At 66.9% G+C, this 13,003-nt stretch carries 9 protein-coding genes and 2 pseudogenes; 5 read left to right on the plus strand and 6 right to left on the minus strand.

The annotated features are described in order from the left end of the window. The first annotated feature begins 2 nt into the window (after positions 1-2). Positions 3-1,064 (plus strand): glycosyltransferase, encoded by a 1,062-nt coding sequence (locus ABZV94_RS12365; RefSeq protein ID WP_356340016.1) that lies wholly within the window; start codon positions 3-5, stop codon positions 1,062-1,064. On the opposite strand, the gene ABZV94_RS12370 is transcribed toward ABZV94_RS12365, so the two are convergent. Then, positions 1,034-2,077, minus strand: coding sequence for a phosphotransferase (locus ABZV94_RS12370; RefSeq protein ID WP_249400220.1), 1,044 nt, complete (start codon positions 2,075-2,077; stop codon positions 1,034-1,036). The genes ABZV94_RS12365 and ABZV94_RS12370 overlap by 31 nt on opposite strands. Positions 2,078-2,712: 635 nt before the next feature. On the opposite strand from ABZV94_RS12370, the gene ABZV94_RS12375 reads away from it, so the two are divergent. The 4 genes from ABZV94_RS12375 (at position 2,713) to ABZV94_RS12390 (ending at position 7,401) form a co-directional block, all read left to right on the plus strand. Continuing rightward, on the plus strand, positions 2,713-3,150 hold the full coding sequence (locus tag ABZV94_RS12375; RefSeq protein WP_356340019.1) for a hypothetical protein: 438 nt from the start codon (positions 2,713-2,715) through the stop codon (positions 3,148-3,150). A 98-nt stretch (positions 3,151-3,248) separates the two neighbouring features. Further along, positions 3,249-5,258 (plus strand): hypothetical protein, encoded by a 2,010-nt coding sequence (locus ABZV94_RS12380; RefSeq protein ID WP_356340022.1) that lies wholly within the window; start codon positions 3,249-3,251, stop codon positions 5,256-5,258. Positions 5,259-5,291: 33 nt separating this feature from the next. Further along, positions 5,292-6,029, plus strand: coding sequence for a hypothetical protein (locus tag ABZV94_RS12385; protein WP_356340024.1), 738 nt, complete (start codon positions 5,292-5,294; stop codon positions 6,027-6,029). A gap of 277 nt (positions 6,030-6,306) precedes the next feature. Continuing rightward, positions 6,307-7,401 (plus strand): DUF4238 domain-containing protein, encoded by a 1,095-nt coding sequence (locus ABZV94_RS12390; protein ID WP_356340026.1) that lies wholly within the window; start codon positions 6,307-6,309, stop codon positions 7,399-7,401. Positions 7,402-7,732: 331 nt separating this feature from the next. Here the strand turns inward: ABZV94_RS12390 and ABZV94_RS12395 are convergent. From ABZV94_RS12395 to ABZV94_RS12415, 5 genes and pseudogenes are all read right to left on the minus strand, one after another. Next, positions 7,733-8,901, minus strand: a pseudogene (locus tag ABZV94_RS12395) (tyrosine-type recombinase/integrase). 72 nt (positions 8,902-8,973) lie between these two features. Beyond that, a complete protein-coding gene (locus ABZV94_RS12400) occupies positions 8,974-9,849 on the minus strand; it encodes a hypothetical protein (protein ID WP_356340028.1) in 876 nt (291 codons plus the stop codon). Beyond that, entirely contained in the window at positions 9,846-11,138 is a 1,293-nt protein-coding gene (locus ABZV94_RS12405) for a hypothetical protein (RefSeq protein ID WP_356340030.1), read from the minus strand. Before ABZV94_RS12405 ends, ABZV94_RS12400 begins: the two co-directional genes overlap by 4 nt. Then, complete coding sequence (locus tag ABZV94_RS12410; protein ID WP_356340032.1) at positions 11,135-11,488, minus strand: hypothetical protein; 354 nt, start codon at positions 11,486-11,488, stop codon at positions 11,135-11,137. Before ABZV94_RS12410 ends, ABZV94_RS12405 begins: the two co-directional genes overlap by 4 nt. Positions 11,489-12,209: 721 nt before the next feature. After that, positions 12,210-12,722 (minus strand): annotated as a pseudogene (locus ABZV94_RS12415) (hypothetical protein); the annotation flags it as partial. Positions 12,723-13,003 lie beyond the last annotated feature (281 nt).

The raw sequence follows: 13,003 nt of genomic DNA on the forward strand, positions 1-13,003 counted from the left end.
CGATGCCCACAGCCCTCTTCGCCTGGCGGCGTACCCCGCCTCCGTTCCTCATCGGCGGAGCCGAGGTCACCCAGCAACTCCTCGCCGAGGAACTCGCGGCAGCCGGATGGCGCACGGTCTACCTCGGCTCCCACCAAGCACCCTGGGACCAGACCCCACAGATCGCCCAAGTGCGGACCTTCCTCGACCAGCACGACACCGCGTATGAGGAGTCCCAGGAGGAGCTGCGCTACAGGTGGAAAGGAGTGGACTGCATCGCAGTGCCGCAGCAGAAGATCATGTCAGCTCTGCGGCGCATTCTGGCCCGGGTGCGGCCGGACGTGGTGTTCACCTCACAGGAAGGTGCGGCCGACATCGCCGCCCAAACCCGGCCCACCGCCCTCGTCGCAGGCATCCTGCACTCAGTCTCCAAGACGGGACTCGACGTGCTCGCCGGGCGCCCACACCATGGACTGGCCGTCTCCCAGTTCGTTCTCCGACGTGCGCCCCGGACCGACGGCACCCAGCTGTCCGTCCTGTACCCGCCCTTCACACTGCCGGAGCCGGGGCAGCGCCGCCGCGAGCGAACCAGGGCCGTGCTCATGGTCAACCCGATCCCGGCGAAAGGCGCCGACCTCCTGCACCAGCTCATCCGAGGCATGCCCGAGCAGCGCTTCACCCTGGTGGAAGGCTGGTGGAACACCGCCGAGGAGTTCGCCGACTACCCCAACGTGACCTACGTGCCCAGGGTCTACGACATGAGTCCCCTCTACCGCAGCCACCGCCTCCTGCTCGTGCCGTCCGCGGTGGAGGACGCCTTCCCCCGCGTGATCATCGAGGCTGCCCTGCACGGGACCCCGAGCATCGGCACCGACCGGGGCGGCATCCCCGAAGCCCTGGGCAACACGGGGATCGTGATCTCCGCCGAGGCCGGCGCGGAGGAGTGGGTGGAGGCCCTCCGCGCCGCCGACCACCACGCCCTGGGAGAGGCAGCTCGGCAACGAGCGACCGCCTTCACCCGCCCCCGTCTGCTGGACCTCGAACGCCTCGGGATCTACCCTGCGGCGAACGCGCCCTCGACCTGATCCAGCCGGTCCGTCCACCACTGCAGCAACGCCTCGTCCGCGGTGAACAGCTCATCGAAGGAGAAGTCACCGCGGTCGTAGTGGAACTCCAGCTGCCAGAAGTCGGTCATCCGCTTCCACCACAGCCGACGAGCACCATCCACCAGAGCAGACGGCTCCAGCGGCACCACCGACCGATACCCCTCGACGAACGCGGAGACCCGCGCGAGGTCGAATACCCCGCCCACGCCGAACTGCACCTGCGCCGTCCGTACGACCTCTTCCGCGTACGGGCGCACCGCGATCCGGTCCCAGTCCAGGATGGCGGCAAGTTCCCCGCCTTCCCAGAGCAGATTCCGGTACTGCACGTCACCATGCGTCCACCCGTGATCACCTTCAGGCGTCGCAGATCGCGGACGATGATCGGCGTACTTGGAGACGAGGGCCCGCCGGTGCTCCAAGGCGACAGCGGCTGCTCGGTCGAAGTCGCTGCCTGTGCCCTTGTCGCGTACGGCGGCGGCCAGCCGCTCGGCCTTCTCCACCGCTCGCTCCGGCGAGGTGACGTCCGCGGTGATCGTCTCTGGCACACCGGACAGCAGCCCCCGACCACAGGCCCTGCCCAGGCTCACATGCAGACATCCCAGGTGCGCGCCCAGTGCGCTCACCTGGGAAAAGGTGAGATCGACACCCCGCACATGGGAGCCGACCACCCACGGGAACAGGCACCAGGCGCCACCGTCGGCCTGGGCCACCGGCGACCCCGAGATCGTGGGGACAGGGGCACTCACCGGGACGCCGTCGGCACCGAGGGCCGCCAGCACGCCAAGATTGCGCTGCAACCGCTCCAGCGAGACATCCGTGACCCGCTTCAAAGCGAACTGCCCGACCGGGGTGTCCAGCCTCCAGTTCGCGTTCATCAGCCCGTCAGCGAGATAGCGCCGCTCCCGCACCTCTCCGAGACCGAAGGCATCGATCAACTCTCCGAGCACGCTCTCGGCGATATCGCTTCGGGCCGCCACGGTGGCATCAATCACCCCACGGACGATACGCGAGCACGCCCCATCCGAGCACAACGATCACTCGGACGCCTGCAACTCTTCCTGGCACTTCCACCGCCTTCGTCGGCAGAGGGTGCCTCTGCCACTCCCTTCGTTGATCGCAGGCTGATCAGGCCCGACAAGGCCAACCGCATCGCGAGACTCGCCGGAGGACAAAGAAGGGCACGAACCCAACAGACATGAGGGCCGGTCTTGGCCGCATACGGTTCTCGCTCGCGCGCTGGGCGCTCGCACCTCGAACGTCCTGGCAGGCACGCCGCCTGACGGCCGATTCCGGGACCAGGTCAGTGGTCTGAAGTTCGCCTTCCCCCTGCCTGGCCCGCGCGGCACCGAAGAGAAGCAAACCCGCCAAATTCCGGTGCCCCAGAGCCCTCCTGCCCTGGCTGGTAAGCCCCTCGCTCGAATGGAGTAGCCACCGTCACAACCAGGACATCTACTCCCGCAGGCAGATCCGGAGGAGATGGGTCCGTCGTCCTGCATGACTCGATTCAGACCATTTTCCCATCAATCGTTTCCAGACGAGGCAATGCATTTCGATTGAGGTGGTCTAACGATCTCCGCACGCTGTGCTGGCATATGTCGCCAATCCACAGCATCAGGGGGGATTGATCATGGGTGATGCACTGAACGTCATGCAGGTGGCCACCGGTGGGGCCGCGGTGTTGGTGGCCGAGATGGCCAAGAGCAGCTGGGAGACGGTCCGTGCAGCGATGGCCCGGCTCTTCCGCAGGGGTGGCGAGGAAACGGCCGAGCAGGAGCTGCGTCTGCTGGACGCCGCACGTAATCGGCTGGCCGGAAGCCCCGACGGCGAGCGTGCCGGCATCGCGCAGACCTTGGAGCAGGAGTTGATGATCCAGCTGGCCGCGTTCCTGCAGAAGAACCCCGACGCGGCAGCTGAGCTCAAAAGCCTGGTGGACCAGTCTGACGAGGCCGAGGAAGTCTGGGGGCACGTGAGCGTGCGTGGCAACACCGGCAGCCAGGTGGTCATCGCGGGAGGCTCAGCCACCGCCGGCGACTTCTCCTACGGCATGCCGGAGGGCAAGAAGTGAGCGACCTGACCGAGCCCGGCTCCGACGCGGGAGCACCCGTGCCTCCGGCACCCCCGACCGCCCCACCACCGCCATCGGCCTCTCCGGAACGGGCGAGGATGAGCGTCGACGTCCACAGCGTGGAGAGATCGCAGATCATCATCGCCGGCGGCGATGTCACCATGGTGGAGAAGCAGCGCCTCACCGTTGCCGACATCCCCCAGGTCGAGCTGGACGTCGTAAGCAGAGCGTGGGTGGACACGGGTCACAGCGGCGGTACCGTCATGACGGCAAGCGACGCGGTATCTCTGCTGACGTCGGACGGACCAGCGCTGGCAGTGATCTCCGGAGCCGTCGGCTACGGCAAGCGCACCGCCGGCATCAGGGCCCTATGGCAGGTGTCCCGGGCCGAACGAGACGCCAACGGTGAGCGACTCCCGCTGAAAGCCATCAGCCCCGACTGGGACAGGCAGGAGAAACCGGACATCGGCTCTCTGCCGGATCAACCGGGCACGGCCTATCTGCTGGATGTCGGAGCGGAGATCAATGGCTGGGAGCAGCCCGCCGAGGTCGCTCAGGCACTGGTGACGCACGGCGAGAGGCTTCGGCGGATCGGCTCCTACCTCGTCGTCATCGTAGACGAGCACTCCTGGCCCGAGGGAGCGTCCGGAACGCTGGGCCGGGTCGTCGTCCGAGCGAAGAGCAGACCGGCCCCGCATCGGGTAGCGCAGAAGCACCTTGAGTTCCTTTACGGCAAGCCCGAGCGTGTCCGCTGGCTCAACACCACCCTCAAGCCCGACGGCACGGGCATGGTGGGCCAGGCCGCACACCTGTTGTCGGAATCCTCAGCACCCGCTGCCGCCGCCAGGCTGGCCAGCGACCTCGCCCAGGCCGAGGACTCCACTGAGGGACTGAACACAGCGCTGTCTGCCTTCCAGCAGTGGCGCACAGAGGTGAACTCGGTCTTCAAGGAGACGGGTGCCGCCGACCGCGCCTTGCTGGTCGCGACCCTCTTCCTGAGCGGCAGCGAAGCCATCGCCATCCAAGATGCCTCTCGGCGCCTGCTGGGCAAGGAACCGCAGAACGACGTGGAGGCCATTCTCACGGGCCCCGACCTCTCCGCTCGGCTTCGCGCAGTCGGCGCAGAAGTGACTGGTCGCCACGCCACTTTCGACCACAAACCCGGCTACGCCCAGGCTGTTCTGAACCACCTCTGGCAACAGCGCCCCGACATCCACAGGCACCTGCTCAAGTGGCTCGACACCATCACCGCACCTGGTGAAGTCGGCGCGTCCCGCCTGGCGGTCATCAGTGATCTGCTCGTTGAGCTGGCCATCACCGAGAACGACGTCAGGATCATCGACCAGATCCACACCTGGATCGGCAACGGCAACACAACCGCCCAACATGAAGAGCTGATCGCCGGAGTCTTCACCAGGGCCGCGCTGGCCGACGCTCTCGGTGCGAAGGTGCGTACAAGGCTGCTGGACTGGGCCCAGTCGGACCAGGAGCCCGTAGCCAAGGTCGTCGCCCTCGTCTGCCAGGGCGAGTTCGCCACCCACTATCCACGTCAGACCCTCGTGCGCCTGCGGCACATCCTCGACCGCCCGGAACCGGACACCGCCGTACGAGCCGCGGAGACGGCCGTGCGTGCCATGGCCGTCCAGCCAGGCCAGCTGCCCCGGGTGTGGGAAACGGTCATCAAGTGGGCCACACAGCATGGTCACCTGGCCGGACACCGTGCCTTCCTCTCCCTGCTCGACCCCCAGGACGACGCCTACGTCCTCCAGGTGCTGATGGAAGCCGCGAACCGCACACCGGAGGTCAGGGCCGCCATTCTGCGGGGCTGGCACGCCGCGCTGGCCGACATCCGTGTCGCCAACCAGTGCCGTGACCTGATGGTCGCCTGGGCACACGTCCGAGCCGAGGGCTTGGTCCCCCGCGATCTGGTCACCGACGTCCTCCGCCAGGTCATCACCGAGCACCTCTACACCAGCCCGGTGGCGGCCCTCGTCTTCGGAGAGCCCGGCGTCCAGTACGACGAGCCCGTCATCGCCCTCCGTAAAGACCTCCACCTGCCGATCCTCACCGAAACGCCGCCCATCGGCTCTGAAACCGCGGAGCCCTGAGCCGTGACTCTTTCCCGATGGTCGCGGCGCCGCATGCGGCGAATGCTGCGGCGCCGCTTATCCCGCTTCGAGGTCCGCCTGCCCAGCAAGGTTCCGGGCATCGGCTTCACCGCCCGGATCACCGCCACCGTCATCACCGACCCCCCGTACCCAGAGAGGACGGACGACCTCGCCGCAGCCATCAGGGCCACCCTGCGCAAGGCGGCATACGATGTTTCACGCAAGTGCGATCCCGCTGACCTCGCCACCGCACGAGACACGTGCGGACGCCACCTCGCAAGCAGACGGTCGCTGGCCACCGAGCCACCCGTCGAATACGAGGCCGTGCTCACCCTGGATCTGCTTCCTGACGATCAGGCGGCCGTCAGATCGTTGCTCGCCGCACAGCGCCGCCAAGCGGCGAGCGACCTTCTCCGTCGACAGACCACCGAAGCCATGGCGGAGGAACTCACCCACCCTGCCGCGCTGCTCGTACGGTGGATTGAGCAGCAACCCGACGACTGGAAGAACCTCCCGAGCCCGGAAACCCTCCGCAAGATCACTGAAGCCTTCTCCCAGTACCGCCCCGAAGCCGAGCGCACTGTCGAGTACGCGGCCCTCGAAGTGATCCGGGAGTTCCTCGACAGCTTCCAGGACCCACCGCAAAGGCGCATGGTCTACGAGGTCCTCGCTGCCGGCATGCGTCACGCGCAGCGCCCCGATCACGCGGCGAAAGCAGAAGCCCTGGTCAATGGGCATCCAGGCCCATCTGCTCCGGAGAACGGCTCATGAGCGGACCGGGGTCGGTAACAGCTGACGACCGTGGCAGCTGCCAATGAGCACGGCCATCTGGCGCTGGGTCCTCTCGCCGAGGACCAGTTGGCACGCCTGGCGTCTGGTCCGGGCCAGTCGGCGGACCGTCTCCTTCGACACTGCTTGGCGGCACAGCCGCATTCGTCTCCATCCCGACGAAGTGGCTTACCGGCGGCACGGCCACCTTCCTGACGGTACGAGGGAGGGGTGAAACAACGCAGTACCCGATGTCAGTACCTCGTGCGAGGCTCGTGGGATGGACGAGTGGGATCTGGAGAACGCTGATCCGAGCCAGCAGGTAGGGGCACGGCACCACACGGTGCCCGCCTTCTACCTTCGCAGGTTCGCCAACTCCCAGAATCAACTGTGGGTCCGCGACCGCCGCTCCTCCGTGCCCGGGCTTCGCATGGAGAGCGACCTGGCCATCAGGGACTTCTACACATTCCAGAACATCCACGGTGAGCCGGACGGGCGCATGGAACAGGTGCTGCAGAAGGTCGAGGGCAGCGCGGCGAGCGCGCTGCGCCGCGTGACCTCGGCCGTGACGTGGGGACGACCGATCTCGCCCAAGGACAAGACGGACCTCTGCGTCTTCGTGGCCTTCCAATACGTCCGCGGGCTCCGCAAGCGCCGCGAGATCGAGCTCATGTCGGACTTCTACGTCCGCATTATGCAGTTGAATGCCCCCGTCGGTGCCGGGCGCCGAGAGGTCGGCGCCTACCGGGACATACTCCGCGACTTCAGGACGCTCGAAGTCACCAGCCATCCCAACGAGCATGTGAGCCTCATGGGCAAGCTGGCCGAGCCTCTTTCCGAGCACCTGCTCAACAGACCGCTGACCGTGATCGAACTAACCGATGGCGCGCTACTCACCTGTGACGAGCCGATCGTCACGTTCGACGATGAAGAGGACAAACCTGACCCCGTGATCCCGCAGGCGCGCCGACGGACCCGGAGTCGTCGGCGCCGGGGACAGCGAGAAATCCGACAGACCAGGACTCTCATCCAGGTCCAGAGCACCCGGAACCGAGGGCTGGCCAGAGTCGATGAGATCGTCATGCCTGTGGGCCGGCGGACCCTACTGGTCTTCAGTCACCCTGCCGCCGCCAGGCCCTCCCACCTCCGGATCACCCCGGAAGAGAGCCACGAAGCAGCGGATGAGGTCAACAAGCGCATGCTGACCCAGGCGTACTTCATGGCCTTCGCGCACCCTGATGACAGACATCTCCTCGCGGACCCTCTCCCCGAAGTCGGCCCGCTCTATCGCCTCGGCGGTGTCCACCCTGAACAAGCCCGCATCGCGGGAGTCGCTCCAAACCACCTCCGCCCCGAGTTGTTCGGCCGCCGCTGATCCCTTCTCCATGTGCTCCCGCAACGGCGGCCTCCCGGCGAGCGCTCGCTTCCAGGGCTCGGCCGCTCATCAGATCCCAAGAGAGACCCTCTACATCTCCAACCCGACGGCGTGCCCATTGCGTGCCCATAAGACCGGTAAACCACGGTCAATCACGGCGCGATCCTGCCCTCCCGGGATCCACACCAGAGCACGTATGCCCAGGTCAGCAGCTATCCGGCTCAACAAGCGCCGTCGCTTCCCAAGCTGAGAGCGCGAGTTCGATTCTCGTCACCCGCTCCATGAAGAAGGCCCAAGTCGGAGACCTGGGCCTTGTTGTTGTGCGCGGTGATCAGGCGCCGCGTGCCAGATTCGTGCCAGAAGGCTTGTCGGCTGCCTTCTGCGCTGCCTCAGCCCGAGCCTTCCGAACGGTGGCGTCGAGGCCGGCGGCGACCTCTTCCTGTCGCTCGTCGTCGGAGTGCTGGTAGATCAGCGCAGCCTTCTCGGAGGACTGCCCGGCGCGGACCATCGTGTCCTTGAGGGTGGCGCCGGACCGAGTGGAGAGCGTGTGCCCGGTGTGGCGTAGATCGTAGAACCGGAAGCCCTCCGGCATGCCGACGGTCTCCCGTGCCTTACGCCACTTCCGCCCGAAGGTGCTGCGGCGGAAGGGGGCGCCCTTCTCCCCCACGAAGATCAGCCCGCCGGCCCCGGCTCGGCGTACGACTCCAGGTGCCAGCGCAGCTCCCGGCGGAGGCACGCGGGAAGAATCACAGTCCGGGTGCCGGCCTCCGACCTGGTGTCGTCCTGCACGCGTCGTCCGTTCATCCGCTCGGGCTCAGCGAGGCGAACGCGAACGCGAAGGGTGTCGAGGTCGACGTCCCGGCGACGAAGGCCGACCAGCTCTTCCGGGCGCATCGGGCCATAGGCACCGAGGTAGACCATCAGCCGCCACCGCATCCCGACAGCTTCGGCGAGCGCATCGACCTGGGTAACAGTGGCGATGTGCCTCTCGGCCGCCTTCTCCTTGCCGGCGCCTTTGATCCGGCACGGATTGCGCGTGATCAGCTCGTCGTCAACGGCTCTCTCCCTGATGGCTTTCAGGAGGCGGTACGCCTTGGCCGTCATGGTCTTGGCCCCAGTCAGCCGTAACCGCTCGGCCCGCCACTCGCGCACGAGCGGTGCCGTGATCTCGTCCAAGTCCACGTCGGCGAAGGCGGCTAGGTGTTTGTCGAGAAGGTAGCGGTACAGGTCCCTGGTGAGCGGCGCCAGCTCCCGTTCCTCCACCCACTTGTCGGCCGTGGGCCGGAAGCTCACAGCACCGGCGTTCGGGTCCCGCCACTCGCCCCGACGGATCTCGGTCTGCTTCTCCGCGAGCCAGTCGTCAGCGTCCGCCGTCGTCTCGAAGGTGACGGGAGCCGGACGTATCACGCCGTCCGGGCCGGGGTAGCGCGCCTGGTACCGCCCGGATGGCAGCCGCCTGATCGCCCCGAACCGTCGCCGCCTGGCGCATCCCGGAGCCAAAGGCACTCCCGGAACGTCTCAAGGCCGGGTCCGGCCAGGCTGGACCGCAGTCGGCGCCACCGGTCCGTCGTATCACCAGGGCAGAGGTTCAGGGCGGCGGTCCCACCACCATCCGTGGGACGAAGCGGCGCCCTCCGCCGGAAGAAGCTCCTTGCGGAGCAGACCGCCGGTGTCATCGACTGTCAGCTCGGCGAAGAGGGCGTCCAGAGACGCAAGAGAGTCCCGGAGCAAGACAGTAAGGTCCTGCGGGAGTCGAGTGCGCACCTGCTCCAGTTCGTCGCGCACTTCGAGGCGTTCACCGTAGAGGTCCGGTGGATACCAACCGGAAGGCGCCCACGCGGCTTCCATCTGGCGGACGAGTTTTTCCCACGCACCAAGGCGATCGCTCGCCGTCCAGGCCGGCGATCCCAAGGTGCCGGCCTCGTCCGGGTGCATGCGTCGCAAGTTCGCGGCGAAGGCGTCGGCGAGTGGCGTTGCGATCTTCAGTTCGCGGACCACTTCCGGAATCCGGGCCACCGTGACATGCGGCAGTCGGCCGACGGGATCCTCCACCCGGTCGATCGTGTAACGAGGTTCGTCGTCGGAACCGTACAGGCGTGCTCGCGTGACCAGACCGTCTTCCCTGGCCAGCCAGTACGCGCTCGGCGGCGCTTCTTCGGCGGGGAAGAGAACCACGGTGTCTGCCGCCCGGGCGAAGGCGGACGCCAGGTCGCGCTCGCTGGGTTGCGGTTGCACGGACTCCTGGACATAGATGTCCAGGGACGCGGACACGTCACCCAGCACCGTGACCTTGTCGCAGAACACCAAGGCATCCCAGTTGCGCAGCTCCTGGTCAGTGTCCTCGTCAGCGACGTCGACCTCCTGCACACGGACGCTCAGGCACTGCGCAAGTACCGCAGCGACAACGTCGACGCTCAAAGGCTCTACGGTGAGGAAGTTGTACGTCATGACGGATAGGTCCCGTTGTAGATGTCCAAGGCCTTCTGCACGGCCTGTGGGTTGTTCACGAAGCGCGGGGCACGGGTCAGCTGCGGGGCCGCACTGATGTCACCCTTGGCCTTGACGATCTGCTGGAGCGCGGCGTACTCGTTCCGGTCGAGCTTGACGATGCCCTCCCCGCTGTCGGGGAACACCCTGCCGGAGGGTTCGACCTCGTACGTGCGCCCGTTGATCTCATAGCGGCTGATCTGCGCCCTCCAGGTGGCATTGCCGGCAGCGATGTCAGCGACGTCTTGATTGACGTGCCGCTCATAGCCTCGCAGGATGACACTGTTCACTTCCTTGATCTCGCCGCTCCCCGCCCCTGAGACAGTATGCCGAGCGTTCGGAGGCAGGAGACTCTTCCCAGCCGCGGGCCCCTTGACACCGCTGACCACAGGCCACGGCCCCTTACCCGGTCCGGTAGCGGCGCCGCCGGCGCCGCTGACCCTCATCGCATAGGCGTCGCCGGCCGCGAGATCACCCGGTACCCCGGCCAGGGCCATGCGAGGTCCGGGGAGATCGATGTCGATGCTGTCGAAAAAGCTGGTCAAGCCTCCCGCGCGAACGGCTCGGTAAGTGGCGCCGGCCCCTCCGAGGAGACCACCGGTGAGGGCTCCGTACGCGCCGGCCTGCCGTGCCTCATCGAGGCTGAGTCCGCCCTTCTGCTCGCCCAAAGCGATAGAGACGGGCTGTGTGACGGCGAGATCCACCGTGATGGATTCGACGCCGGCGAAGGCCGCCGTGGCCAGGGTGGTGCCCGCGATGGTGGCGATCTCCTCGGTCACTGCGATGCCCAGGCCGGCGGCCATGTCCGCGACAGTGACCGCGGCCGCTGCTGCCGCGCCCTCCGAGATGCCCGCGGTGAAGATGGCCAGGGCGGTACCGGCGACGAGGGTGGCTCCGACGATCTCCAGCTCGTGTTCCAGCTTCTTCTTCGCGCTGTGCACGGCATCCGCGTACGCGTCCAGGGCCTTGGCCATGTCGCGGGCGGCGTCAGCCAGATCCTTCAGCCAGCCTTGCCCATCGTGGTAGTAGCGGCGCCAGTACGGGTCATCAAAGGCGGAGATGGCTTCGCCCTTGTTGTGCTCGATGATGGAGCGAGCTGCTTTGTTGGCGCCGGAGGTGACATCGTCGACGTCGTCGGCGAAGTTCCTCCACACCTTCGCGGCGTCCCGCAACCCCTCTTCATCGGCGTCCGGCCACCACATGCCCGTCAGGTCCTGGACGACCTTGCGGGCCTTGTCCGCGACACTCACTTACCATCGCCCTTGGTGTCGCGATCAACGCGGATCCGGCTGAACATGCCTCGGATCAGCTCTTCGTTGTCGATGTGCCCGTCAGCCATGTCGACCATGGCTTCGCGAATGCTGGCCAGGCCCTCAACCAGGATCTGGGTGGACTGCTCGATCTGCTTGACGTGCGGGCCGTACACCTTATGGAACTTCTCGCCCTGCTCGTCGTCGCCCCAGGGAGCGCCGGCCGCAGCCAGCCCGCGCTTCAACTTCGTGAGCGCTTGCGCGAGGGCAACGCTCTGATCGTGAAAGTGAGGCGCTGTCGCCTTGAGGTCGGCGATCTTGATGTCGAGTACCTCGCCGCTGTCGCCCATGAGTTGAGGTCTCCCCCCTCCGTCGATTACCCGGGCATTCGACCCTAGTTAGCCGTCGCCCCTTCACGTCCGCGAGCTACGCAAAGGCCGAGCAAAGGTCTGCTGGGGAGTCGTGAGCTTTGTCACTGGTCAGCGGCCCGAGAGGCGTGAGCAGGCTCGCCCGTACGGCCCGACGTGCTTGCCTCGTTCGGGGCTCAGCCTTCTTCCTGGGTTTCCAGGAGTCGCTGAAGGGCGGACGGCGGCCCTCGCCTGCAAGGACCGGGACGGCACCGGTGCGGCAGCCGGCAGAGCGTGCACCATGACGGACTCGAAGCCGTTCGCCCGCCCGCCTGCGCACGCGCAAAGAATCTTCCGAAACCGGTCCTCGCACCGACGTAGTGCCGGGGTCGGTAGAGCACGTGCGCGCAGGGCCCCACACGCTCTTACATGGTCGTGCCCTTGGCGTGCCCTTCAGGACGGATAACTACGGTCAACAGCGGTGCCATCTCGCCCACACGAGAGCATCACCAGTTTGCATAGGCCCAGGTCACAGCCGGTCTGGCCGCCGAAGCGCCGTCGCTTCCCAAGCTGACAGCGCGAGTTCGATTCTCGTCACCCGCTCCATGAGAAGCCCCCAGGCCAGCGGCCCGGGGGTTCTTTGCTGTCTGGACCTGTGGGCGGGTTGCGCACCACACCCGCACGATAAGGGCGCGGCTGGCTGCCGGTGGGCCTCTCGTTGTGGCTTGAGGGTGGCGCCGGAACGGGTGGACAGCGTGTGTCCGGTGTGGCGAAGGTCGTAGAAGCGGAAGTCGTCGGGGAGCCCGGCGGCGGCTCGGGCATGGCGCCACTTCCGTCCGAAGGAGGTCCGGCGGCGGAGGCCGGCCAGCTCTTCCGGGCGCATCGGGCCGTAGGCGCCGAGGTAGACCATGAGGCGCCGGCGGATACCGATCGCCTCGGCGAGGGCATCGACCTGGGCGACGGTGGCGATGCGCCGCTCGCCGGCCGACTCCTTGCCCGCCCCCTTGCGGAGCCGTTCCGCCCGCCACTCACGGACGCGCGGAGCGGTGATCCCGTCCAGGTCGAGTTCCGCAAAGGCCGGCAGAATATGGAGCCGCAGAGGGTGCTTGTACAGGTCTTCCGTGCGAACGGCCAGCTCCCGTTCCTCGACCCACTTCTCGGCGTAGACCCGAAAGTTGACCGCGCCGGCATCAGGAGCGCGCCAATCCCTCCGGCTGAGGTATGCCTCCACCTGAGACCCCGCACTGCCTACGGCAGAGCACTCAGAGGCCTCCGCGATCGTCGCACTGTGAACGCACATCGCTACTTTCAGTGCCCGGCCTTACAGAGCCGTTCGCCACAGCGGCGTTGCCGACCGAACCCCCCAGGCCTACGGTCGAACGGAGGGGGAGGTAAATCGGAGGTGCGTCATCATGCCCGCAACTGTCGGCGTACAAGCGAACGTGCACCACCTCGTACGGATGAAAGTGCACCATTTTTGATGCGGTGACGGGGCGTCGGCCGTGAGTCTGCTGCTGT

The organism is Streptomyces sp. NPDC004658, from assembly GCF_040609555.1.
In the GTDB taxonomy this organism is placed as follows: domain Bacteria; phylum Actinomycetota; class Actinomycetes; order Streptomycetales; family Streptomycetaceae; genus Streptomyces.